The sequence below is a fragment of the Pseudomonas sp. WOUb67 genome (assembly GCF_050058005.1).
Classification (GTDB): domain Bacteria; phylum Pseudomonadota; class Gammaproteobacteria; order Pseudomonadales; family Pseudomonadaceae; genus Aquipseudomonas; species Aquipseudomonas putida_R.
In genome coordinates this window covers 6,138,714-6,162,077 of record NZ_CP170112.1, presented here as the reverse complement: position 1 = coordinate 6,162,077, position 23,364 = coordinate 6,138,714, and the positions used below count along the sequence as shown (strand labels likewise).

Sequence of the window (23,364 nt, the reverse complement as noted above, 5' to 3'; positions counted from 1 at the left end):
GAGTGCCCATGAAGGCAGCGGTAATCCAGATGGTCAGCCAGGATGATGTGCTGGCCAACCTGCAGCGTGCCGGTGCCCTGTTGGAGCAGGCTGCATCGGGCGGCGCACGGCTGGCGGTACTGCCGGAAAACTTCGCCGCCATGGGCCGCAAGGACGCTGCAGCCATCGGCCGCGCCGAAGCATTGGGCGAAGGGCCGATCCTGCCATGGTTGAAACGCACCGCCCGCGACCTCAAGTTATGGATTGTCGCCGGTACCTTGCCCTTGCCTCCAGTCGGCCAGCCCGAGGCCAAATCCCATGCCTGCTCGCTGCTGATCGACGAACACGGCGAGGTGGCGGCGCGCTATGACAAGCTGCACCTGTTCGACGTGGACGTTGCCGACAACCGCGGTCGGTACCGTGAGTCGGACGACTACGCCCATGGCGCCCAGGTGGTGGTGGCCGACACGCCGGTTGGGCGGCTGGGGCTGAGCGTGTGCTACGACTTGCGCTTCCCTGAGCTGTACAGCGCACTGCGCGCTGCCGGCGCGGAACTGATCACTGCCCCAGCGGCCTTCACTGCCGTGACAGGTGCGGCACATTGGGAGGTGCTGGTACGCGCCCGCGCAATCGAAACCCAGTGCTACCTGCTGGCTGCGGCGCAGGGCGGCACCCACCCAGGCCCTCGGGAAACCCATGGCCATGCGGCGATCGTCGACCCTTGGGGGCGCATCGTCGCAGAACAGGCGCAAGGCGAAGCGGTACTGCTTGCCGAGCGCGACATTGAAGAACAAGCGTCCATCCGGGCGCGCATGCCGGTGGTATCGCACCGGCGCTTTTTCTCGCAGGGCGCGTTGCGGCCTGCGCACACCTCGGAGTGACTATGAGCCAGATGTTATCCACCGTCAGTGAGCAGCTCCTGGCCCCAGGCGGCTTGACCCTGGACAGCCTGCAGAGCGTGCTGGGTGAGTTGGCCGGCCCCGGCATCGACGCCGCCGACCTGTATTTCCAGGGTCAGATCTCGGAAACCTGGGCGCTGGAAGACGGCATCGTCAAAGAGGGCAGCTTCAACCTGGACCAAGGCGTGGGCGTACGTGCCCAGTCCGGTGAAAAGACCGGCTTCGCCTACAGCAATGCGATCAACCTCGAGGCATTGACCTCGGCGGCGCGCGCCGCCCGTTCGATTTCACGTGCCGGGCAGAACGGCACGGTCCAGGCCTTCCGCAGCCAGGAAGTGACCGCCCTGTATGCCGCAGACAACCCGCTGGATGTACTCAGCCGTGCCGAAAAGGTCGAGCTGCTCAAGCGTGTCGATGTCGCCACCCGCGCCCTTGACCCGCGTATCCAGCAGGTCAGCGTGAGCATGGCCGGGGTCTGGGAACGCATCCTCATCGCTGCGGCCGATGGCAGCCTGGCCGCCGACGTGCGCCCGCTGGTGCGCTTCAACGTCAGCGTCATCGTCGAGCAGAACGGCCGTCGCGAGCGCGGCGGGCAGGGCGGTGGCGGGCGTACCGACTACCGCTTCTTCACCGAGGAGCGGGTGATGGGCTATGCCCGCGAGGCCTTGCGCCAGGCGCTGGTAAACCTGGAGGCGATCCCGGCACCGGCCGGCACCTTGCCGGTGGTACTGGGCTCGGGCTGGTCGGGCGTGTTGCTGCACGAGGCGGTCGGCCATGGCCTGGAAGGCGACTTCAACCGCAAGGGCAGTTCGGCGTTCAGTGGCCGCATTGGCGAGAAGGTGGCATCGAGCCTGTGCACCATCGTTGACGATGGCACGCTCGAAGGCCGCCGTGGCTCGCTGAGCGTGGATGACGAAGGCACCCCGACCGAATGCACCACGCTGATCGAGAACGGTGTGCTCAAGGGCTACATGCAGGACAAGCTCAACGCACGCCTGATGGGCATGGCGGTGACCGGCAACGGCCGCCGTGAATCCTACGCGCACCTGCCGATGCCGCGCATGACCAACACCTACATGCGTGCAGGCGAAAGCGACCCGCAGGAAATCATCGCGTCGGTGAAGAAAGGTATCTATTGCGCCAACCTGGGCGGTGGCCAGGTGGATATCACCAGCGGCAAGTTCGTGTTCTCGACCAGTGAGGCCTACCTGATCGAAGACGGCAAGATTACTGCCCCAGTGAAGGGCGCGACCCTGATCGGCAATGGGCCGGAGGCGATGAGCCGGGTGTCGATGGTCGGTAACGACCTGGCGCTGGACAGCGGGGTAGGGACGTGCGGCAAGGACGGGCAGTCGGTGCCGGTGGGGGTAGGGCAGCCTACTTTGAAGCTGGACGCGATTACCGTGGGCGGTACCGGGGCTTGATTACTTCGGGGACCGATGTGGGAGCGGGCTTGTCCCGCGAACACCGGCGAAGCCGGTGCCAGCGAGCACCGCGTCGTCTGCTTCGCGGGACAAGCCCGCTCCCACAGGTCCCCTCAGCAGGCTTCAGCGCAAACCGCGCTGCATCTCGTCGAGGTCGCGGATGTACTTGAACACCTTGCGCGCAGCAGCAGGCGGCTTGTTCCGCGCTTTTTCGTGCTGGGCATGTCGGATCAGCGAGCGCAGTTGCTGGCGATCGGTATCGGGGTATTCGTTGACGAAACGCTCGAGGTCTTCGTCATTACCGTCGATGAGCCGGTCGCGCCAGCGTTCCAGGCCGTGGAAACGCTCGTTGTACTGGCGAGTCGAGCTGTCCATCTGCTCAAGCAAGGCGTGGATGGCATCCAGGTCCTGCACGCGCATCAGCTTGCCGACAAACGACATGTGGCGTTTGCGGGCACCGTGAGCGGTGTGCTTGCTGGCCTCGGCCAGGGCCTTGCGCAGCTCGTCGGTCAACGGCAGGCGGGCCAAGGTGTCGGCTTTGAGCGTGGTAAGGCGCTCGCCGAGTTCAACCAGCTCATGCAGTTCGCGCTTGATCTGGGTTTTGCTTTTTTCGCCGTCGTAGGCGTCGTTTGAATCAACCATGGTGGCAGTCCGCTAGAAATCGCCGCCATGATAACCAGTCGGGGGCCGCTTGTCCGGCCCGGTCGTAGAATGACCCCTGGCCGAACGCAGAATTTTAGTGGAGAGAACCATGAGTGCAGTCCAGAGCGTAGGCCCGAAAGACCTGCCAGCATTGCAGGAGCAGGTCGAGGCGATCATTGCCGAGGCGCGCCGCCAGGGTGCCAGCGCCTGCGAAGTGGCGGTGTCGCTGGAGCAGGGCCTGTCCACCACGGTACGCCAGCGCGAGGTCGAAACGGTCGAGTTCAACCGCGACCAGGGCTTTGGTATCACCCTTTATGTTGGCCAGCGCAAAGGCTCGGCCAGCACCTCGGCCAGTGGCCCGGACGCCATCCGCGAGACCGTTGCCGCAGCCCTGGCCATTGCCAGGCATACCTCCGAGGACGACTGTTCAGGCCTGGCCGACGCGGCGCTGATGGCCCGCGAAATCCCGGATCTCGACCTCTACCACGACTGGGCTCTCGAGCCCGAAAAGGCCATCGAGATGGCCCTGGCCTGCGAGGCCGCGGCGTTCGATGAAGACCCGCGCATCCTCAACGCCGATGGCACCACACTCAATACCCACCAGGGCTGCCGTGTGTATGGCAACAGCCATGGCTTCATCGGGAGTTACGCCTCGACCCGGCACAGCCTGAGCTGCGTGATGATCGCTGAAGGCGACGGGCAGATGCAGCGCGACTACTGGTACGACGTGAACCGCCAGGGCAACCTGCTGGCCGACCCGCGCAGCATCGGCGTGCGCGCTGCCCAGCGCGCCGCCAGCCGTTTGGGCGCGCGCCCGGTGCCGACCTGCGAGGTGCCGGTGCTGTTCTCCGCCGAGCTGGCCGGTGGCCTGTTCGGCAGCTTCCTCTCGGCCATTTCCGGCGGCAATCTTTACCGCAAGTCTTCGTTCCTTGAAGGGAGCATTGGCCAGCGCCTGTTCCCCACCTGGCTGACCCTTGACGAACGCCCCCATATTCCACGGGCACTGGGCAGCGCGGCATTCGACGGTGATGGCCTGGCGACCTATGCCAAGCCGTTCGTCGACAAGGGCGAGCTGGTGTCGTACCTGCTGGGCACCTATTCCGGGCGCAAGCTGGGCTTGCCCAGCACGGCCAACTCCGGTGGCGTGCACAACCTGTTCGTCACTCACGGTGTCGAAGATCAGGCCGCGTTGATCCGCCGTATGGGGCGCGGGCTGCTGGTAACCGAGTTGATGGGGCATGGGCTGAACATGGTGACGGGGGATTACTCCCGTGGTGCGGCAGGCTTCTGGGTCGAAAATGGCGAGATCCAGCATGCGGTGCAGGAAGTGACCATTGCCGGCAATATGAAGGATATGTTTCAGCAAATCGTGGCGATTGGCAGCGATCTTGAAACCCGTAGCAATATCCATACGGGCTCGGTGCTGATCGAGCGGATGACTGTTGCTGGGAGCTGATCTTTAGCCTGTACCGGCCTATTCGCGGGCTTGCCCGCTCCCACATGTAACTGCGCAAGCTTAGGCCTGTGCGGTCACTGTGGGAGCGGGCGAGCCCGCGAAGAGGCAGGTACAGGCGCTACAAAATTTTCAATCCCACAGAAGACCCGGCCCCTGCGCCGGGTTTTTTTTCATCACCTTTTTCTTGAAGTGATTCTGTTTATCACTTAATAATGAATATCATTATCCAGTAACCCGGCGATGATGTTCATGAAACCCGTCCTCCGCGAACTGCCCTACCTGGAAAACTGGCGCTGGCTCAGCCGGCGCATCCGCTGTGCGCTCGAGCCCGACGAGCCGCGCCTGATCGAGCATTACCTGGCCGAAGGCCGCTATCTGGTGTGCTGCACCGAGACCTCGTCATGGACGGTGGCACTGACCTCTTTCCGCCTGCTGCTGGATACCGCCTGCGACCGCATGCTGCCCTGGCATTGGCGCTGCCTGTGCCTGGACCAGGCCTGGCGCCCGCTGCTGGACCTTCGCAACCTCGACCGCCAGGAACAGAACCAGCGCTGGCAGCCCTATGCCCTGCAGTTGGCCAATTGCCGTCTGCTGCCGTCGATTTCTCCCGATGAACTGATGCAAGGATTTGATGATGAGTGATACCCGTATCGAGCGTGACAGCATGGGTGAACTGCAGGTGCCGGCCCAGGCCCTGTACGGCGCCCAGACCCAACGCGCGGTCGACAACTTCCCGGTCAGTGGCCTGCGCATGCCAGCCCAGTTCATTCGTGCCTTGTTGCTGGCCAAAGCTGCTGCCGCCAAAGCCAACGTCGAGCTGGAGCAACTGTCTGCGGCGCAGGGCCAGGCCATCGTCAAGGCTGTCGAGCAACTGCTGGCGGAGGACTTCATCCAGCACTTCCCGGTGGATGTGTTCCAGACCGGCTCCGGCACCAGTTCGAACATGAACGCCAACGAGGTGATTGCCACCCTGGCCAGCCGCGTGCTGGGTGACGCTGTCAACGCCAACGACCACGTCAACTGTGGCCAGAGCAGCAACGACATCATCCCCACCACCATCCATGTCAGTGCTGCGCTGGCCTTGCACGAGCAGTTGCTGCCGGCCCTGAGCCACCTGGTACAGGTGATCGAGACCAAGTCGGCGCAAGTGCATCAGTATGTGAAAACGGGCCGCACCCACTTGATGGACGCCATGCCGGTGCGCATGAGCCAGGTGCTGGATGGTTGGGCAGCGCAGATCAACGCCGCCAAGGGGCACATCGAAGCGACCCTGCCGAGCCTGCAGGCGCTGGCCCAGGGTGGCACCGCCGTGGGTACCGGCATCAACGCCCATCCGCAGTTCGCTGCCGGTTTTGCCCGGCAGCTCAGCGGCCTGACCCAGGTCGAGTTCACCCCCGGGCACAACCTGTTCGCCCTGATCGGCTCGCAGGACACCGCCGTGGCGCTGTCCGGCCAGCTCAAGACCACCGCGGTGGCACTGATGAAGATCGCCAACGACCTGCGCTGGATGAACTCCGGCCCACTGGCCGGCCTGGGCGAAATCGAGCTGCAAGGCTTGCAGCCGGGTTCTTCGATCATGCCAGGCAAGGTCAACCCGGTGATCCCGGAGGCCACGGCCATGGTTGCCGCCCAGGTGATCGGTAACGACGCGACCATCGCTGTCGCTGGCCAGTCCGGCAACTTCGAGCTGAACGTGATGCTGCCTGTGATCGCCCGCAACCTGCTGGAGAGCATCGAGCTGATGGCCAACGTCAGCCGCCTGCTGGCCGACAAGGCCATCGCCAGCTTCAAGGTCAACGAGGCCAAGCTCAAGGAAGCCCTGGCGCGCAACCCGATCCTGGTCACTGCGCTGAACCCGATCATCGGTTACCTCAAGGCCGCCGAAATCGCCAAGACCGCCTACAAGCAGGGTCGCCCGGTCATCGATGTGGCGCTGGAGCACACCGACCTGTCGCGTGACCAGCTTGAAGCGCTGCTGGACCCGGAAAAACTCACCGCCGGCGGAATCTGACCCTGCGTCACCGCCCAGGAGACAACCCATGCAGCACTGGAAACGCACCACGGAAACCGCCAACCGCCTGTTCGAACAAGGCGAGCTGGTCGACGCCCGGGAACATTACCTGCAAGCCCTGGCGCTGGCCCAGGTGTTGTTCGAGCGCTGGCATGACGTCGACGAAGCGGTGGCCGTGTTCGTCATCGCCCACCACAACCTGGCCGACCTGCACCTGCGCCTGAATCAGCCGCACGAGAGCGCCGACTACCTGTGCGCCGCCCACCAGCGGCTGCTGCAGGCCAGCCAGGAGGCGCGCTTGCCCCAGGCGCTGCGTGACGCAGCCCTGCGCCACAGTGGGCGAACCTACACCGAACTGCTGAGTTTCATCGCCGAGTACGGCCAGTACCCGCGAACCGAGCGCCTGCTCAACCGCCACAATGCCGGGGCCAGCGAACTCGCTGCCCAGCCGGACGTGGCGCCCAGAACCCATGCCTACGGAATTCACTGACATGCCCCATACCTTGCCTGCTTTGCCTTACGCCTACGATGCGCTGGAGCCGCACATCGACGCCCAGACCATGGAGATCCACCACAGCAAGCACCATCAGACCTACGTCAACGGCCTCAATGCGGCCATCGAAGGCACCGAGTGGGCCGAATGGCCGGTGGAAAAACTGGTCGGTGCGGTCAAGCAACTGCCGGAAAACCTGCGCGGTGCGGTAACCAACCATGGTGGTGGCCACGCCAACCACAGCCTGTTCTGGACTGTGATGTCGCCGCAGGGCGGCGGCGAGCCTAAGGGCCAGCTGGCACAGGCCATCTCCTCGCAACTGGGCGGTTTCGACGCCTTCAAGGACGCTTTCACCAAAGCGGCGCTGACCCGCTTCGGCAGCGGCTGGGCCTGGCTCAGCGTGACCCCGCAGAAAACCCTGGTGGTGGAAAGCAGCGGTAACCAGGACAGCCCGCTGATGCACGGCAATACGCCGATCCTCGGCCTGGACGTTTGGGAGCATGCCTACTACCTGAAGTACCAGAACCGTCGTCCGGAATACATCGGTGCTTTCTACAACGTCATTGACTGGGCGGAAGTGGAACGTCGTTACGTTGAAGCCCTGAAGTGAGTCGGACCGGTATGCGCTCTGAGGTGATGTCTGTCAGCAGTGTGCGCCTGTTTCGCCTGGCGCTTGGGACTTTGCTTTTGCTGGCGGGCACCGCGCTGCTGGTAGCGCGCGGCCTGGCCTGGCTGGACCTGGAGCCACGCATGTTGCGCGCCCTGGAGGGCGGCGCATTGTGCGCACTGGGGACGGCGTTGGGGGCGGTACCGGTACTGGTCATTCGCAACATGCCGGTGGCGCTGGCCGACACACTGCTGGGCTTCGGCGCCGGCGTGATGCTGGCAGCCACCGCGTTTTCCCTGATCATTCCGGGGTTGGATGCGGCTCAGTCCATCGGTTTCAGCCCTTGGGGCGCGGGTGGCCTGATCAGCTTTGGCTTGCTGTTCGGGGCGCTGTGCCTGTTTCTGGTTGACCTCAAGGTGTCTGGTGCCTCACCAGAAGCGCTGGTCGGCACCGATAACCAGCCGGTCATTGCTGCACGCATCTGGCTGTTTGTCATCGCCATCATCGCGCACAACATTCCCGAAGGCATGGCCATTGGCGTGTCGGCCGGTGGCGGCATGCCCGACGCCGACAGCCTGGCCATGGGCATTGCGTTGCAGGATGTGCCAGAGGGGCTGGTGATTGCGCTGGTGCTGGCCGGGGCGGGCATGTCGCGCTTCAGAGCCTTCCTGATTGGCGCAGCGTCAGGCCTGGTCGAGCCGGTGGCGGCAGTGATCTGCGCCTGGCTTGTGAACATTGCCGAACTGCTGCTGCCGCTGGGCCTGGCCTGCGCGGCGGGGGCAATGCTGCTGGTGGTGACCCAGGAAATCATCCCCGAATCGCGCAGCAACGGCCATCATCGCCTGGCCAGCCTGGGGCTGTGTATTGGCTTCTGCCTGATGATGGTGATGGATACCGCGATGTCGTGAGCAAGCTTGGGGTGCGCTTGCTCCTTGCAGGCGCCCTTCAGGTGATGATGACTTCAACTCGCCCTTCGCGACGGGAGCGGGGGGCTGGCTTGACCACAATCTGGATATCACGCCCCAGTCGCGCCAGGCAATCGATCATCTTGGTCTCACTGATGCCGCGAAACTTGCCTCGCATCATCTCGGATACCTTGGGTTGAGGTAACCCAAGTACCGCTGCGGCCTGCACCTGAGTGAGATGACGAGCCTGGATGATGCTGCAGATCTTGCTGGCAAGCTGTGCCTTTACCAGCATCTCATTGGCGTCGGCACTGTTGAGGTCGGCATAGACGTTCCCGCTGCCTGCTTCTATCTCAGTCATTTGTTTCTCCTCTTGAGTGTGCCTCCGCCAGCTTCAGGCGAGACCTGATCAAGGCGATGTCGTGACTGGAAGTCTTGATGCCGGAGGTGGACTTCTTCTGAAAGCAATGCAGGACATAAACTGCCGAGCCAAAGCTGACGGTGTAGACAGCTCGGTAGGTGTTCCGGTTGTGGTCCTCCATGATTTCCAGCACACCCGCACCTGAGAATCCCTTGAGGCACTTGGTTTGCTGGTGTTTGCCGCCTTCCTGCGCCAGGTGCAGTGCAAAGCCGAAGATGTCCTGTACATCCTCAGGAAGTGCCTGAAGGTCCTTCTTGCTGCTGCCGACCCAGTACAGTGCCCTGATTCGTTTTAATGCATCCATTGCATGGCCTCAATTTATACCCATATAGGTATAATGACAACCACGGCCAATTGCATCCTGATAATTGGCAGGAGATGTTGCGGGTGGGTTATTCGCCTTCGTCGAAGAAGTTGTTGATCAGCTCGACCAGCGCATCCATGGCGTCGTTGTCCTGCTCGCCTTCGGTGTGCAGGTGCACCTGGGTGCCTTTGCCGGCTGCCAGCATCATCACCGCCATGATGCTCTTGCCATCCACCAGCTTGTCCGGCGCACGGCCAACCCGCACCTGGCAGGGGAAGCGGCCTGCCACGCCGACGAACTTGGCTGCCGCCCGGGCATGCAGGCCCAGCTTGTTGATGATGGTGATTTCGCGGGCGGGCATCGTGGGGCGGATCCTTGGGCTAGAGGTCGCGGTGGCGGACCTGGACGTTTTTCAGTGATTGCTGCAGCAGCTGGCCAAGGCGTTCGGTGATGTAGACCGAGCGGTGGTGGCCGCCGGTGCAGCCGATGGCAATGGTGACGTAGGCGCGGTTGCTGGCGGCGAAGCGGGGCAGCCACTTGAGCAGGTAGCTGGAAATGTCGCTGAACATGTCTTCGACATCCGGCTGGGCGGCCAGATAGTCGATTACCGGTTGGTCGAGGCCGGAGTGCTCGCGCAGCTCGGGCTTCCAGTAAGGGTTGGGCAGGCAGCGCACATCGAACACCAGGTCGGCATCGACCGGCATGCCACGCTTGAAACCGAACGATTCGACCAAGAATGCGGTGCCAGGCTCGGGTTGGTTGAGCAGGCGCAGCTTGATCGAATCACGCAGCTGATACAGGTTCAGGTTGGTGGTGTCGATCTTCAGGTCGGCCAGGTCGGCGATCGGGCCCAGAAGCTCGTTCTCGACGCGGATCGCTTCGGCCAGCGAGCGGTTGGCATTGGTCAGTGGGTGGCGTCGGCGGGTTTCCGAGAAGCGCTTGAGCAGCATGTCTTCGTCGGCATCCAGGAACAGCACATCGCACTGGATGTTCCGCGCGCGGGCTTCTTCGAGCAATTCGGGGAAGCGCGTCAGGTGGCTGGGCAGGTTGCGCGCGTCGATCGACACGGCCACTTTCGGTTGCAGCAGTTCGGTGTTGATCAGCGCTTCTTCCGCCAGCTGCGGCAGCAGCCCGGCGGGCAGGTTGTCAATGCAGTAGAAACCGTTGTCTTCCAGGACATCGAGGGCGGTGCTCTTGCCGGAGCCGGAGCGGCCGCTGACAATGATCAGGCGCATGTTCAGTGCTCGTTCTGTACGTCCAGGACAACCTGGAACAGGGCCTCGTTACTGCTGGCGGCACGCAAGCGATCACGAACCTCCTTGCGATCGAGCATGCTGGCAATCTGGCGCAGCAGTTCCAGATGGGCATCGGTAGCGGCTTCAGGCACCAGCAGGACAAACAGCAGGTCCACGGGCGCGCCATCGATGGCGTCGTAATCGATTGGGGCTTCCAGGTGCAGCAACGCACTGACGGGTGCGGAACAGCCTTCAAGCCGGCAGTGCGGGATGGCGATGCCATTGCCGAAACCGGTCGAGCCGAGTTTTTCCCGGGCGACCAGTTTTTCGAAGACGTCTTGCATCTCCAGTTCTGGCACTTGGTCGGCGATGACGGTGGCGACCTTTTCCAGGGCGCGCTTCTTACTGCCGCCCGGCACGTTCACGAGTGAACGGCCGGGGGTCAGGATGGTTTCAAGTCGGATCATGGATGAGGGGGATCAGCGGGCAGCTGCACCTTGCAGCAGGCTTTGCTGTTTTTCCTTGTGTTTTTTCAGTTGGCGGTCGAGCTTGTCGGCCAAGGCGTCGATTGCTGCATACATGTCTTGGTCTTCGGCATTGGCAACCACTTCGCCGCCAGGAATCTGCAGGGTCGCTTCGACCTTCTGCTGCAGCTTCTCGACTTTCATGATGACCTGCACGTTGGTGATCTTGTCGAAGTGACTGGCTACACGTTTGAGCTTCTGCTCCACATAATCGCGCAGCGGAGGGGTGACTTCTACATGCTGTCCACTGATATTGACTTGCATACAGCTTCTCCTTTGTTGCCCGTGCATAAAGAGGCAGGTCTCGCACCTGCCCCACAAACGCTGTGGCTCATCTCAGGGGCTACATCAGTCGCTTGCGCTCGCTCGACGGTGCGATGCCGAGGGACTCGCGGTACTTGGCGACGGTGCGACGGGCTACCTGGATGCCTTGTGCCTCCAGTAAACCAGCGATCTTGCTGTCACTCAATGGCTTTTTCTGATTTTCCGCCGCAACCAGTTTCTTGATGATCGCGCGAATCGCCGTGGACGAGCATTCTCCGCCTTCGGAGGTGCTGACGTGGCTGGAGAAAAAGTATTTCAATTCGTAGATGCCACGCGGGGTGTGCATGTACTTTTGCGTGGTAACCCGCGAAATGGTCGACTCGTGCATGCCCACCGCTTCGGCAATGTCATGCAGCACCAGCGGCTTCATCGCTTCGTCGCCGTGGTCGAGGAAGCCGCGCTGGTGCTCGACGATCTGCGTGGCAACCTTCATCAGGGTTTCGTTGCGGCTTTGCAGGCTCTTGATGAACCAGCGCGCTTCCTGCAACTGGTTGCGCATGAAGGTGTTGTCGGCGCTGGTGTCGGCGCGGCGCACGAAACCGGCGTATTGCGGGTTCACCCGCAGGCGCGGTATGGCTTCCTGGTTCAGCTCCACCAGCCAGCGGTCGGTGTCTTTGCGCACGATGACGTCGGGCACCACGTACTCGGGCTCGCTGGACTCGATCTGTGAACCAGGGCGCGGGTTGAGGCTTTGTACCAGTTCGATGACCTGGCGAAGCTCGTCTTCCTTGATTTTCATGCGCCGCATCAGCTGGCTGTAGTCGCGGCTGCCGAGCAGGTCGATGAAATCGGTGACCAGGCGCTTGGCTTCGGTCATCCACGGGGTGTTCGCAGGTAGCTGGCGCAGTTGCAGCAGCAGGCATTCGCCCAGATTACGGGCGCCGACACCCGCCGGTTCGAACTGCTGGATGCGGTGCAGCACCGCTTCGACTTCGTCCAGCTCGATATCCAGCTCCGGGTCGAAACCGGCGCAGATTTCTTCGAGGGTGTCTTCCAGGTAGCCCTGGCCGTTGATGCTGTCGATGAGGGTAACGGCGATCAGGCGGTCGGTGTCGGACATCGGCGCCAGGTTCAGTTGCCACAGCAGGTGGCTTTGCAGGCTTTCGCCGGCCGATGTGCGGGTGGTGAAGTCCCACTCGTCGTCATCGTTGCTCGGCAGGCTGCTGGCGCTGGTCTGGTAGATGTCTTCCCAGGCGGTATCGACCGGAAGCTCGTTGGGAATGCGCTCGCTCCATTCACCGTCTTCCAGGTTGTCGGCACTGATGGTGCTTTCCTGGAAGCTGTTGTCCTGGGCTTCGGCTGTCGGCTTGTTCTCGGCGTTGTCCGCCATCGGGTCGCTGTTGTCGAAGTCCTCGCCGTCTTCCTGACGTTCGAGCATCGGGTTCGACTCCAGCGCTTCCTGGATTTCCTGTTGGAGGTCCAGGGTGGAAAGCTGGAGCAGGCGGATGGCCTGTTGCAACTGCGGTGTCATCGTCAGTTGCTGGCCCATTTTTAGGACGAGCGATGGTTTCATGGCAGGGGCTTGTACCTTGTTCGCCGGCGCGCATGCGCCATCCACTACACGAGGGCGCCGGGGCGCCAGATCAAGCAAGTTTTATGCCTTAAATTGTAGCGTTTGCCTAGAGCACCGTAACAACTTTACCCGCGGTTGTGCGGCTATTTTCCGGTGCCCCAGGCGCGTGCCGGGGTCAGAGGCGGAACTCGTGGCCCAGGTACACCTCTTTGACCAGGTCGTTGGCCAGGATGGTTTCGGCGTCGCCTTCGGCGATCAGTCGGCCATCGTTGACGATATAGGCGGTTTCGCAGATATCCAGGGTCTCGCGCACGTTGTGGTCGGTGATCAGCACACCGATGCCCTTGGCCTTGAGGTGGTGGATGATCTGCTTGATGTCGCCGACCGAGATCGGGTCGACACCGGCGAATGGTTCGTCCAGCAGGATGAACTTGGGTGCGGTCGCCAGGGCACGGGCAATCTCGACGCGACGGCGTTCACCACCAGAGAGGCTCATGCCGAGGTTGTCGCGGATGTGGCTGATGTGGAACTCCTGCAGCAGGCTTTCCAGCTCCTTGCGCCGGCCGTCGCGGTCGATGTCCTTGCGGGTCTCGAGGATGGCCATGATGTTGTCGGCCACCGACAGCTTGCGGAAGATCGAGGCTTCCTGCGGCAGATAGCCGATGCCAGCACGGGCGCGGCCGTGCATGGGCTGGTGGCTGACATCGAGGTTATCGATGAGCACGCGCCCCTGCTCGGCCTGGACCAGCCCGACAATCATGTAGAAGCACGTGGTCTTGCCGGCGCCATTGGGGCCGAGCAGGCCGACGATCTGCCCACTGTCGATCGACAGGCTGACATCACGTACGACCTGCCGCCCCTTGTAGCTCTTGGCCAGGTGCTGGGCTTTGAGGGTTGCCATTTACTCGGCCTTCTTCTTGGGCTGGATCACCATGTCGATACGCTGACGCGGTGTCGACACGTTGCCACCACGACCGGCGGTCGCCACCTGGGTCTGGGTGTTGTAGACGATCTTCTCGCCTTCGGTGGTGTTGCCTTCGTTCTCGACCTTGGCGCGGTCGGTGAGGATCACCAGGTCTTTCAGCGCCTGATACTGGATGGTCACGCCCCAGCCTTTCATCTTGTCTGGTTTGGCAGCGCTTTGCTGCTGCTCGAAGTAGGCCAGGTTGCCCACCGAGGTCACCACATCGATGTCGCCGGAAGCGGAGCGGGTGATGGTCACGGTGTTGCCTTTGATCATCATCGAACCCTGGGTAATGACCACGTCGCCGGTATAGGTGGCTACGCCTTGCTTGTCATCCAGGTGGGCCTGGTCGGCCTGGATGCGGATCGGCTGATCACGGTCATTCGGCAGTGCGAAGGCGCTCGCGCTTCCCAGTGCTGCGCTCAGGCTGAGCAAAAGGGGGAGGGTTTTAACGAGCCTCATACTGTCCTCTTACGTTAGAGAGCAGGTCCATCCTGCTTTCTTTCAAATACGCTTTCATTCCTTTGCCCGTAGTTGTGCCACCGGCGCCGTCGATTCTAACGGCTTGCTCGGTCTGCGCATATTGCTTCTGCGGGAACACGGTCATGCGTGAGCTGGTAATGATGGTTTCACGCTGCTTTTCATCGGTTCGCGCAATCCTGACCTTGTCGATCAGCTCGACTTCGGTGCCGTCCGGGTTGACCTCGGCGCGGATGCTCTGCACGTGCCACGGGTATTCGGTGCCGCGGTACATGTGCAGGTCCGGGGTCGTCACCAAAGTGATTTCGCTGGCCTTGACGTGCTCGACCTTGTCGGCAGTCATTTCGTACTGCAGCTTGCCATCAGGCAAAAACTGCACGCTGTGGGCGTTGATCGCATAATAGTCGATGGCGCTTTCGTCGACCTGGGCTACCGGCTTGTCGAGGAAGCTTTCCGGGCTGACATTCCAGTAGCCGACCGCCGCCAGCAGGGCGGCGATCACTGCTAGCAGCGCAATATTGCGGGCTTTCTTGCTGAACATGGGCAGCCTTAGAGGTAGTTGGCGTTGGCAGCGTCCAGGGTGCCCTGGGCCTGCATGATCAGTTCGCAGAATTCACGGGCTGCGCCTTCGCCGCCGCGTGCCTGGGTCACGCCGTGGGCGTGCTGGCGAACAAACGGAGCGGCGTTGGCCACCGCCATGCCCAATGCTACCCGGCGAATGACCGGCAGGTCGGGCAGGTCGTCGCCCAGGTAGGCCACTTGATCATAGCTTAGGCCCAGTTCGGCGAGCAGGCCGTCAAGCACGACCAATTTGTCCTCGCGCCCCTGGTACAGGTGCGGGATACCGAGGTTTTGCGCCCGGCGTTCGACCACAGGGGTTTTGCGGCCGCTGATGATCGCAGTGGTCACGCCCGAGGCCATGAGCATCTTGATGCCCTGGCCGTCGAGGGTGCTGAAGGCCTTGAACTCGCTGCCGTCCTCGAGGAAGTACAGGCGCCCGTCGGTGAGCACGCCGTCCACATCGAACACTGCCAGCTTGATTGCTTTGCCGCGTTGCATGAGGTCCTGGTTCATTCCATCGCTCCTTACATTACACCGGCGCGCAGCAGGTCGTGCATGTTCAGGGCGCCGGTCGGGCGGTCCTCGCGGTCCACCACCACCAGTGCGCCGATCTTGTGGTCTTCCATGATCTTCAGGGCTTCGGCAGCGAGCATTTCGGCGCGGGCCGTCTTGCCGTGCACGGTCATCACGTCGTCGATCAGGGTGGTGTGTACGTCGATGTTGCGGTCCAGGCTGCGGCGCAGGTCGCCGTCGGTGAAGATCCCGGCCAGCGTGCCGTCGGCTTCGACGATCACGGTCATGCCCAGACCTTTGCGGGACATTTCAAGCAGCGCCTCCTTGAGCAGGGTGCCGCGGGCTACCTGGGGCAGCTCGTCGCCGCTGTGCATCACGTTCTCGACCTTGAGCAACAGGCGGCGGCCCAGTGCACCACCCGGGTGCGAGAAGGCAAAGTCTTCGGCGGTGAAGCCGCGGGCTTCGAGCAGGGCGATGGCCAGGCAGTCGCCCAACACCAGTGAGGCGGTGGTGGAAGAGGTGGGTGCCAGGTTGAGTGGGCAGGCCTCTTGCTCGACGCGGGCGTCGAGGTTGACCTCGGCGGCCTGGGCCAGGGGCGAATCGGGGTTGCCGGTCAGGCTGACCAGCTTGATGCCCAGGCGTTTGATCAGGGGCAGCAGGGTGACGATTTCGGCGGTGCTGCCGGAGTTCGACAGGGCAAGGATGACATCATCGCGGGTGATCATGCCCATGTCGCCATGGCTGGCTTCGGCCGGGTGCACGAAAAACGCCGGCGTACCGGTGCTGGCCAGGGTGGCGGCGATCTTGTTGCCGATATGCCCGGACTTGCCCATGCCGACCACGACCACCCGGCCTTTGCTGGCCAGAATCAGTTCGCAGGCTTTGACGAAATTGTCGTCGATGCGCGCCAACAGGGCCTGTACGGCCTCGAGTTCCAGGCGCAGGGTGCGTTGGGCGGATTGGATCAGCTCGCTGGATTGGCTCATGTCGAGAAAGCAATGCCTGATGAAAAGGCAGCGATTATACGCGCAATGACGAAAACCCTCACCCCTTCGATTGCTGTAGCGAATGTCATCAAAGCCTGTCACTGGGCTGAACGACTGCTTGCCTGGCCTTGGGGCGGCGGCGTCAGCGGTGCTATAGTTCGCCGCTATTCGGCCTGCCAGGGGCGCTTGTGCCTTCCTGATGGAGGCTGGCGTCCACTAGGACGAGGCTGCACTAGCAAGGAGTCTAGATGAGTGTGGATAGCGCCTACGCGGTCGAGTTGAAGGGGGTTACCTTCAAACGCGGTTCGCGCAGCATTTTCAGCAACGTCGACATTCGCATCCCGCGCGGCAAGGTCACCGGCATCATGGGGCCATCGGGTTGCGGCAAGACCACGTTGCTCCGCCTGATGGGCGCGCAGCTGCGCCCCTCCAGCGGTGAGGTATGGGTTGCCGGGCAGAACCTGCCGACCCTGTCGCGCAGCGACCTGTTCGATGCCCGCAAGCAGATGGGTGTGCTGTTCCAGAGTGGTGCGCTGTTCACCGACCTTGATGTGTTCGAGAACGTCGCGTTCCCGCTGCGCGTGCACACCCAGCTGTCGGAAGAAATGATCCGCGACATCGTGCTGATGAAGCTGCAGGCCGTGGGCCTGCGCGGTGCCATCGACCTCATGCCCGACGAGCTGTCCGGTGGCATGAAACGCCGTGTGGCCCTGGCCCGGGCAATTGCCCTGGACCCGCAGATCCTCATGTACGACGAACCGTTCGTCGGCCAGGACCCCATTGCCATGGGCGTACTGGTGCGCCTGATCCGCCTGCTCAACGATGCCTTGGGCATCACCAGCATCGTCGTCTCCCACGACCTGGCGGAAACCGCCAGCATCGCCGACTACATCTATGTGGTAGGCGACGGCCAGGTGCTGGGGCAGGGCACGCCCGACGAGCTGATGGGCTCCGACAACCCACGTATTCGCCAGTTCATGAAGGGCGACCCGGATGGCCCGGTACCCTTCCACTTCCCTGCGCCTGACTACCGCGCCGACCTGCTGGGAGCGCGTTGATGCGCAGAAAATCCTTACTCGAACGTGTCCGCCTGCTGGGCCGTTCGGCCATCGACGTGCTGGCCGTGCTCGGGCGTTCCTGCCTGTTCCTGTTCCATGCACTGGTCGGCCGTGGCGGCATCGGCGGCGGCTTCCAGTTGCTGACCAAGCAGCTGTACTCGGTAGGCGTGCTGTCGCTGGCAATCGTTGTCGTGTCCGGTGTGTTCATCGGCATGGTGCTGGCGCTGCAGGGCTACAGCATCCTGACCAAGTACGGTTCGGAGCAGGCGGTGGGGCAGATGGTCGCCCTGACCCTGCTGCGCGAGCTTGGCCCGGTGGTGACGGCGTTGCTGTTTGCCGGCCGTGCAGGTTCTGCGCTGACCGCCGAAATCGGCAACATGAAGTCCACCGAGCAGCTGTCGAGCCTGGAAATGATCGGCGTCGACCCGCTCAAGTACATCGTCGCGCCGCGCCTGTGGGCCGGCTTCATCTCGCTGCCGCTGCTGGCGCTGATCTTCAGCGTGGTCGGCATCTGGGGTGGCTCGTGGGTGGCCGTGGACTGGCTGGGCGTCTACGAGGGCTCGTTCTGGGCCAACATGCAGAACAGTGTTTCTTTCACTGACGACGTGCTCAACGGGCTGGTCAAGAGCCTGGTGTTCGCCTTCGTCACAACCTGGATCGCCGTATTCCAGGGGTACGACTGTGAGCCCACCTCAGAAGGGATCAGCCGTGCCACCACCAAGACCGTGGTCTATGCCTCGTTGGCAGTGCTGGGTCTGGACTTTATTCTGACCGCCTTGATGTTTGGAGATTTCTGATGCAAAACCGCACCCTGGAAATCGGTGTCGGCCTGTTCCTCCTGGCCGGGATCCTGGCGCTGCTGCTGCTGGCCCTGCGTGTCAGCGGGCTGTCGGCCAGCCCGAGCAGCGATACCTATAAAGTTTATGCCTACTTCGACAATATCGCCGGTTTGACGGTCAGAGCTAAAGTGACCATGGCCGGTGTGACCATCGGCAAGGTCACCGCCATCGATCTGGACCGCGATTCCTACACCGGTCGGGTGACGTTGCAGCTGGACAAGACGGTAGACAATCTGCCGACCGACTCCACTGCCTCGATCCTGACCGCCGGTTTGCTTGGCGAGAAGTACATCGGCATCAGCGTGGGCGGTGAAGACCAGGTGCTCAAGGATGGCGCGACCATCCACGACACCCAGTCGGCACTGGTGCTGGAAGATCTGATTGGCAAGTTCCTGCTCAACTCCGTTGGCAAGGAACCGAAAGAAGCGCAACCGGCTAATTAAGGAGTTTCCATGATTTCGATCCTGCGACGTGGCCTGCTGGTCCTGCTGGCGGCTTTCCCCCTGCTGGTCGTGGCCGCGCAAACGCCCCACGATGTGATTCAGGGCACCACCACCGAACTGTTGGGCGACCTCAAGGCCAACAAGGAACAGTACAAGTCCAACCCTGGTGCCTTCTACGATGCACTCAACCGCATCCTCGGCCCGGTGGTGGACGCCGACGGCATTTCCCGCAGCATCATGACGGTCAAGTACTCGCGCAAGGCCACGCCTGAGCAGATGCAGCGCTTCCAGGAAAACTTCAAGCGCAGCCTGATGCAGTTCTATGGCAACGCGCTGCTCGAATACAACAACCAGGGCATCATCGTCGACCCGGCCAAGGCCGATGACGGCAAGCGCGCCACTGTCGGCATGAAGGTCACCGGCAACAACGGTGCCGTTTACCCGGTGCAGTACACCCTGGAAAACATTGCCGGCGAGTGGAAGGTGCGTAACGTCATCGTCAACGGCATCAACATCGGCAAGCTGTTCCGTGACCAGTTCGCCGATGCCATGCAGCGCAACGGCAACAACCTGGACAAGACCATCGACGGCTGGGCCGGCGAAGTGGCCAAGGCCAAGCAAACCGCTGACAGCTCGCCTGACAAGGAAGTGAAATGAGTGATGCCGGTGTGAGCATGGCCGAACCAGGCGTGCTGCGCCTGGCTGGCGTGCTGGATTACCGCAGCGGGCCGGGCTTGCGCAAGCAAGGCAAGGCATTGATCGAAGCCTCTCGCGAGCCCCGCCTGGTGCTGGATTGCTCGGCTGTCGAGAAGTCGTCCAGTGTCGGCCTGTCGCTGTTGCTGGCGTTCATTCGCGATGGCCAAGCCGCCGGCAAGGCCTTCGAGGTGCGCGGCATGCCCGACGACATGCGGGAAATCGCCGAGGTCTATGACCTCGATGAAGTGCTGGCGAGCTGATGGCTCGTCACTGATTGAGGCCCCTCGGTCAGCGCACGCCCTTGTTGGGCTTCGCAGGCGAGGGGCTTTTTTGTATGATGGCCGACCCGTGCGCATCGGGCGCCGATTGAGGTTGAGCATGCAGGCCCTAGAAGTTAAAAGCTTCCTTGAAGAAAAATTGCCGGGATCCCTGGTTGAAGTTGAAGGCGAAGGCTGCAACTTCCAGTTGAACGTGATCAGCGACGAGTTGGCTGGCCTGAGCCCGGTCAAGCGCCAGCAGGCGATCTATGCTCACCTTAATCCCTGGATCGCCAATGGCAGCATCCATGCGGTAACCATGAAATTTTTCAGCAGCGCAGCCTGGGCTGAGCGCACCTGAGCCAACTTGGCGGCGAGACTCCAATGGACAAACTGATTATTACTGGCGGCGCTCGCCTTGACGGCGAGATCCGCATTTCGGGCGCGAAGAACGCAGCCCTGCCGATTCTGGCGGCGACCCTGCTGGCCGATGGCCCGGTCACCGTGGGCAACCTGCCGCACCTGCACGACATCACCACCATGATCGAGCTGTTCGGCCGCATGGGCATCGAGCCTGTGATCGACGAAAAGCTGTCGGTGGAGATCGACCCACGCACCATCAAGACCCTGGTCGCGCCTTACGAGCTGGTCAAGACCATGCGCGCCTCGATCCTGGTACTGGGCCCGATGGTTGCCCGTTTCGGCGAAGCCGAAGTGGCCCTGCCTGGCGGTTGCGCCATTGGTTCGCGCCCGGTCGACCTGCACATCCGCGGCCTCGAAGCCATGGGTGCGAAGATCGAAGTGGAAGCTGGCTACATCAAGGCCAAGGCGCCTGAAGGTGGCCTGCGCGGCGCGCACTTCTTCTTCGACACCGTCAGCGTCACCGGTACCGAAAACATCATGATGGCCGCTGCCCTGGCCAAGGGCCGCAGCGTGTTGCAGAACGCCGCGCGCGAGCCTGAAGTGGTCGACCTGGCCAACTTCATCAATGCCATGGGCGGCAATGTCCAGGGCGCCGGTACCGACACCATCACCATCGATGGCGTCGAGCGCCTGCACTCGGCCACCTACCGCGTGATGCCGGACCGCATCGAGACCGGTACCTACCTGGTCGCTGCTGCCGTCACCGGTGGCCGCGTCAAGGTCAAGGACACCGACCCGACCATCCTTGAAGCCGTACTGGAAAAACTCAAGGAATCCGGTGCCGACATCAACGTCGGTGAAGACTGGATCGAGCTGGACATGCACGGCAAGCGGCCGAAAGCCGTCAACCTGCGTACCGCCCCGTACCCGGCGTTCCCGACCGACATGCAGGCGCAGTTCATTTCGCTGAACGCGATTGCCGAAGGCACTGGCGCAGTGATCGAGACCATCTTCGAAAACCGCTTCATGCACGTTTACGAAATGCACCGCATGGGCGCGCAGATCCAGGTCGAAGGCAACACTGCCATCGTCACTGGCGTCAAGTCGCTCAAGGGCGCACCGGTCATGGCCACCGACCTGCGTGCTTCCGCCAGCCTGGTGCTGTCGGCGCTGGTTGCCGAAGGCGATACCCTGATCGACCGCATCTACCACATCGACCGTGGTTACGAGTGCATCGAAGAAAAACTGCAGATGCTGGGCGCGAAAATCCGCCGCGTACCGGGTTAGTAGCCCGCTGGTGCAAGGATGCACCTTTCGAATTGAATGCGGCCAGGTCGATGACCTGGCCGGCAGTAGCCGCTTAAGGACCGACGTTCCAATGTTGACCATCGCGCTTTCCAAAGGCCGTATTCTCGACGATACCCTGCCGCTGCTGGCCGAGGCCGGCATCGTGCCGACCGAGAACCCGGACAAGAGCCGCAAACTGATCATCCCCACCACGCAGGACGATGTGCGCCTGCTGATCGTGCGTGCCACTGACGTGCCGACCTATGTCGAGCATGGTGCCGCCGACCTGGGTGTAGCCGGCAAGGACGTGCTGATGGAGTACGGCGGCCAGGGCCTGTACGAGCCTCTGGACCTGCAGATTGCCCAGTGCAAGCTGATGACCGCTGGCGTAGTCGGCGCACCAGAGCCCAAGGGCCGCCTGCGCGTGGCCACCAAGTTCGTCAACGTAGCCAAGCGCTACTACGCCGAACAGGGCCGCCAGGTCGACATCATCAAGCTGTACGGTTCGATGGAACTGGCACCGCTGATCAACCTCGCCGACAAGATCATCGACGTGGTCGACACCGGCAACACCCTGCGTGCCAACGGCCTGGAGCCCCAGGACCTGATCGCCACGATCAGCTCGCGCCTGGTGGTCAACAAGGCCTCCATGAAAATGCAGCACGCCCGTATCCAGAGCCTGATCGACACGCTTCGTCAAGCGGTCGAATCGCGACACCGCGGTTGACTCCTGCGCGCGACCTTCGCTGTCGCGCCCGTCTATCCGCGTCATAGCCACTTTTCTCAGGTGCCCGCGCGGATGGACTGGTAGCCTAGGGCGCCTGAGCATTCGCTAATAATCGAGGCCCTCGCCATGACCGTGTCCACTGCAATTGCCCGTCTCAACGCTGCTGATCCGGATTTCGCCCGACATCTGGATCATCTGCTGAGCTGGGAAAGTGTGTCCGATGACGCGGTCAACCAGCGCGTGCTCGACATCATCAAGGGCGTGCGCGAGCGCGGCGATGCGGCACTGGTGGAATTCACCCAGCGTTTCGACGGCGTTGTCGCCAACAGCATCGATGACCTGATCCTCGGTCGCGAGCGCCTTGAGCTGGCCCTGACCCGCATTACCCCAGTCCAGCGCGAAGCCCTGGAAAAGGCCGCCAACCGTGTGCGCATGTACCACGAGCGGCAGAAGCAGGACTCCTGGCAGTACACCGAGGCCGACGGCACCGTGCTCGGCCAGAAAGTCACCCCGCTGGACCGTGCCGGCCTGTATGTGCCGGGCGGCAAGGCGTCGTACCCGTCGTCGGTGCTGATGAACGCCATTCCGGCCAAGGTTGCCGGCGTGGCCGAAGTGGTCATGGTAGTGCCGACCCCGCGTGGCGAAGTCAACGAACTGGTGCTGGCTGCCGCCTGCATCGCCGGCGTTGACCGCGTGTTCACCGTCGGTGGTGCCCAGGCTGTCGCTGCGCTGGCCTACGGCACCGAGAGCGTGCCGCAGGTGGACAAGATCGTCGGCCCGGGCAACATCTACGTGGCCACTGCCAAGCGCCACGTGTTCGGCCAGGTAGGCATCGACATGATCGCCGGCCCGTCCGAAATCCTCGTGGTATGCGACGGCCAGACCGACCCGGACTGGATCGCCATGGACCTGTTCTCCCAGGCCGAGCACGACGAAGACGCCCAGGCCATTCTGGTCAGCCCGGATGCCGCGTTCCTCGACCGTGTTGCCGCCAGCATCGACAAGCTGATGCCGACCATGGAGCGTGCCGAAATCATCGAGAAATCGATCAATGGCCGTGGCGCGCTGATCCAGGTGCGTGACATGCAACAGGCCATGGAAGTGGCCAACCGCATCGCCCCGGAGCACCTGGAGCTGTCGGTGGCCGACCCGCAAGCCTGGCTGCCGCACATTCGCCACGCTGGCGCGATCTTCATGGGCCGCCACACCAGCGAAGCGCTGGGCGATTACTGCGCCGGCCCCAACCACGTGTTGCCTACCTCCGGCACCGCGCGTTTCTCGTCGCCGCTCGGGGTGTATGACTTCCAGAAGCGTTCGTCGATCATCTTCTGCTCCGAGCAGGGCGCGTCCGAGCTGGGCCACACCGCTTCTGTGCTGGCCCGTGGCGAGTCGCTGACCGCCCACGCCCGTAGCGCTGAATACCGTATCCTGACCCAAGAGAAGGGGAACTGAG

The 23,364-nt window shown here is 62.6% G+C and carries 30 protein-coding genes; 17 read left to right on the top strand and 13 right to left on the bottom strand.

Features of this window, described 5'->3' with window-relative positions; all coding sequences use genetic code 11:
- The first annotated feature begins 8 nt into the window (after positions 1–8).
- Entirely contained in the window at positions 9–860 is an 852-nt protein-coding gene (locus ABOC32_RS27300; protein ID WP_426809564.1) for a carbon-nitrogen hydrolase family protein, read from the top strand.
- 2 nt (positions 861–862) lie between these two features.
- Positions 863–2,302: a metalloprotease TldD gene (gene tldD / locus ABOC32_RS27295; RefSeq protein ID WP_426809563.1), complete on the top strand. Its 1,440-nt coding sequence runs from the start codon at positions 863–865 to the stop codon at positions 2,300–2,302.
- 123 nt (positions 2,303–2,425) lie between these two features.
- Here the strand turns inward: tldD and yjgA are convergent, their stop codons facing one another.
- Positions 2,426–2,944 (bottom strand): ribosome biogenesis factor YjgA, encoded by a 519-nt coding sequence (gene yjgA, locus ABOC32_RS27290; RefSeq protein WP_043196912.1) that lies wholly within the window; start codon positions 2,942–2,944, stop codon positions 2,426–2,428.
- A gap of 109 nt (positions 2,945–3,053) precedes the next feature.
- Between yjgA and pmbA the strand changes: the two genes are divergently transcribed.
- The 6 genes from pmbA to ABOC32_RS27260 all read left to right on the top strand — a co-directional run bounded on the left by pmbA (position 3,054) and on the right by ABOC32_RS27260 (position 8,419).
- On the top strand, positions 3,054–4,400 hold the full coding sequence (pmbA, locus tag ABOC32_RS27285; protein ID WP_426809562.1) for a metalloprotease PmbA: 1,347 nt from the start codon (positions 3,054–3,056) through the stop codon (positions 4,398–4,400).
- A 240-nt stretch (positions 4,401–4,640) separates the two neighbouring features.
- Positions 4,641–5,042 (top strand): FagA protein, encoded by a 402-nt coding sequence (locus tag ABOC32_RS27280; RefSeq protein ID WP_086979063.1) that lies wholly within the window; start codon positions 4,641–4,643, stop codon positions 5,040–5,042.
- Positions 5,035–6,411 (top strand): class II fumarate hydratase, encoded by a 1,377-nt coding sequence (locus ABOC32_RS27275; protein ID WP_426809561.1) that lies wholly within the window; start codon positions 5,035–5,037, stop codon positions 6,409–6,411. Before ABOC32_RS27280 ends, ABOC32_RS27275 begins: the two co-directional genes overlap by 8 nt.
- Before the next feature lie 28 nt (positions 6,412–6,439).
- The gene (locus ABOC32_RS27270; RefSeq protein ID WP_426809560.1) at positions 6,440–6,901 is read left to right on the top strand and encodes a hypothetical protein; all 462 of its coding nucleotides are present in this window, start codon (positions 6,440–6,442) and stop codon (positions 6,899–6,901) included.
- Between the two features lies 1 nt (position 6,902).
- Positions 6,903–7,514, top strand: coding sequence for a superoxide dismutase (locus ABOC32_RS27265; protein WP_426809559.1), 612 nt, complete (start codon positions 6,903–6,905; stop codon positions 7,512–7,514).
- 11 nt (positions 7,515–7,525) lie between these two features.
- Positions 7,526–8,419, top strand: a complete 894-nt coding sequence (locus ABOC32_RS27260; RefSeq protein WP_426809558.1) for a ZIP family metal transporter — start codon at positions 7,526–7,528, stop codon at positions 8,417–8,419.
- A gap of 37 nt (positions 8,420–8,456) precedes the next feature.
- On the opposite strand, the gene ABOC32_RS27255 is transcribed toward ABOC32_RS27260, so the two are convergent.
- The 12 genes from ABOC32_RS27255 to ABOC32_RS27200 all read right to left on the bottom strand — a co-directional run bounded on the left by ABOC32_RS27255 (position 8,457) and on the right by ABOC32_RS27200 (position 16,241).
- The gene (locus ABOC32_RS27255; RefSeq protein ID WP_426809557.1) at positions 8,457–8,777 is read right to left on the bottom strand and encodes a helix-turn-helix domain-containing protein; all 321 of its coding nucleotides are present in this window, start codon (positions 8,775–8,777) and stop codon (positions 8,457–8,459) included.
- Positions 8,770–9,141 (bottom strand): type II toxin-antitoxin system RelE/ParE family toxin, encoded by a 372-nt coding sequence (locus ABOC32_RS27250; protein WP_426809556.1) that lies wholly within the window; start codon positions 9,139–9,141, stop codon positions 8,770–8,772. Before ABOC32_RS27250 ends, ABOC32_RS27255 begins: the two co-directional genes overlap by 8 nt.
- An 88-nt stretch (positions 9,142–9,229) precedes the next feature.
- On the bottom strand, positions 9,230–9,502 hold the full coding sequence (locus tag ABOC32_RS27245; protein ID WP_003255140.1) for an HPr family phosphocarrier protein: 273 nt from the start codon (positions 9,500–9,502) through the stop codon (positions 9,230–9,232).
- A 19-nt stretch (positions 9,503–9,521) separates the two neighbouring features.
- On the bottom strand, positions 9,522–10,376 hold the full coding sequence (gene rapZ, locus ABOC32_RS27240; protein ID WP_426809555.1) for an RNase adapter RapZ: 855 nt from the start codon (positions 10,374–10,376) through the stop codon (positions 9,522–9,524).
- A 2-nt stretch (positions 10,377–10,378) separates the two neighbouring features.
- Positions 10,379–10,843: a PTS IIA-like nitrogen regulatory protein PtsN gene (gene ptsN / locus ABOC32_RS27235; RefSeq protein WP_016501337.1), complete on the bottom strand. Its 465-nt coding sequence runs from the start codon at positions 10,841–10,843 to the stop codon at positions 10,379–10,381.
- Between the two features lie 12 nt (positions 10,844–10,855).
- Positions 10,856–11,164: a ribosome hibernation-promoting factor, HPF/YfiA family gene (gene hpf / locus ABOC32_RS27230; RefSeq protein WP_016501336.1), complete on the bottom strand. Its 309-nt coding sequence runs from the start codon at positions 11,162–11,164 to the stop codon at positions 10,856–10,858.
- Positions 11,165–11,243: 79 nt separating this feature from the next.
- Positions 11,244–12,737: an RNA polymerase factor sigma-54 gene (locus ABOC32_RS27225; protein ID WP_041167860.1), complete on the bottom strand. Its 1,494-nt coding sequence runs from the start codon at positions 12,735–12,737 to the stop codon at positions 11,244–11,246.
- A gap of 175 nt (positions 12,738–12,912) precedes the next feature.
- Positions 12,913–13,638, bottom strand: coding sequence for an LPS export ABC transporter ATP-binding protein (lptB, locus tag ABOC32_RS27220; protein WP_016501334.1), 726 nt, complete (start codon positions 13,636–13,638; stop codon positions 12,913–12,915).
- Positions 13,639–14,163, bottom strand: coding sequence for a lipopolysaccharide transport periplasmic protein LptA (lptA, locus tag ABOC32_RS27215; protein WP_086979049.1), 525 nt, complete (start codon positions 14,161–14,163; stop codon positions 13,639–13,641).
- Complete coding sequence (gene lptC, locus ABOC32_RS27210) at positions 14,150–14,722, bottom strand: LPS export ABC transporter periplasmic protein LptC (RefSeq protein WP_426809554.1); 573 nt, start codon at positions 14,720–14,722, stop codon at positions 14,150–14,152. The genes lptA and lptC overlap by 14 nt, the downstream gene beginning before the upstream one ends.
- 8 nt (positions 14,723–14,730) lie before the next feature.
- Positions 14,731–15,255 (bottom strand): KdsC family phosphatase, encoded by a 525-nt coding sequence (locus ABOC32_RS27205; RefSeq protein WP_426809553.1) that lies wholly within the window; start codon positions 15,253–15,255, stop codon positions 14,731–14,733.
- 11 nt (positions 15,256–15,266) lie between these two features.
- Positions 15,267–16,241 (bottom strand): KpsF/GutQ family sugar-phosphate isomerase, encoded by a 975-nt coding sequence (locus ABOC32_RS27200; protein ID WP_426809552.1) that lies wholly within the window; start codon positions 16,239–16,241, stop codon positions 15,267–15,269.
- 248 nt (positions 16,242–16,489) lie between these two features.
- On the opposite strand from ABOC32_RS27200, the gene ABOC32_RS27195 reads away from it, so the two are divergent.
- The 9 genes from ABOC32_RS27195 to hisD all read left to right on the top strand — a co-directional run bounded on the left by ABOC32_RS27195 (position 16,490) and on the right by hisD (position 23,363).
- Positions 16,490–17,299 (top strand): ATP-binding cassette domain-containing protein, encoded by an 810-nt coding sequence (locus tag ABOC32_RS27195; RefSeq protein ID WP_016501329.1) that lies wholly within the window; start codon positions 16,490–16,492, stop codon positions 17,297–17,299.
- The gene (mlaE, locus tag ABOC32_RS27190; RefSeq protein ID WP_012270663.1) at positions 17,299–18,096 is read left to right on the top strand and encodes a lipid asymmetry maintenance ABC transporter permease subunit MlaE; all 798 of its coding nucleotides are present in this window, start codon (positions 17,299–17,301) and stop codon (positions 18,094–18,096) included. Before ABOC32_RS27195 ends, mlaE begins: the two co-directional genes overlap by 1 nt.
- A complete protein-coding gene (mlaD, locus tag ABOC32_RS27185) occupies positions 18,096–18,581 on the top strand; it encodes an outer membrane lipid asymmetry maintenance protein MlaD (protein WP_016501327.1) in 486 nt (161 codons plus the stop codon). The genes mlaE and mlaD overlap by 1 nt, the downstream gene beginning before the upstream one ends.
- 9 nt (positions 18,582–18,590) lie before the next feature.
- On the top strand, positions 18,591–19,238 hold the full coding sequence (locus ABOC32_RS27180; protein WP_426809551.1) for an MlaC/ttg2D family ABC transporter substrate-binding protein: 648 nt from the start codon (positions 18,591–18,593) through the stop codon (positions 19,236–19,238).
- Positions 19,235–19,537: an STAS domain-containing protein gene (locus tag ABOC32_RS27175; protein ID WP_016501325.1), complete on the top strand. Its 303-nt coding sequence runs from the start codon at positions 19,235–19,237 to the stop codon at positions 19,535–19,537. The genes ABOC32_RS27180 and ABOC32_RS27175 overlap by 4 nt, the downstream gene beginning before the upstream one ends.
- A 118-nt stretch (positions 19,538–19,655) precedes the next feature.
- A complete protein-coding gene (locus tag ABOC32_RS27170; protein WP_016501324.1) occupies positions 19,656–19,895 on the top strand; it encodes a BolA family protein in 240 nt (79 codons plus the stop codon).
- 23 nt (positions 19,896–19,918) lie between these two features.
- The gene (gene murA / locus ABOC32_RS27165; protein ID WP_043196890.1) at positions 19,919–21,184 is read left to right on the top strand and encodes a UDP-N-acetylglucosamine 1-carboxyvinyltransferase; all 1,266 of its coding nucleotides are present in this window, start codon (positions 19,919–19,921) and stop codon (positions 21,182–21,184) included.
- 91 nt (positions 21,185–21,275) lie between these two features.
- Positions 21,276–21,911, top strand: a complete 636-nt coding sequence (gene hisG, locus ABOC32_RS27160; RefSeq protein ID WP_426809550.1) for an ATP phosphoribosyltransferase — start codon at positions 21,276–21,278, stop codon at positions 21,909–21,911.
- 126 nt (positions 21,912–22,037) lie between these two features.
- On the top strand, positions 22,038–23,363 hold the full coding sequence (hisD, locus tag ABOC32_RS27155) for a histidinol dehydrogenase (RefSeq protein ID WP_426809549.1): 1,326 nt from the start codon (positions 22,038–22,040) through the stop codon (positions 23,361–23,363).
- Position 23,364 lies beyond the last annotated feature (1 nt).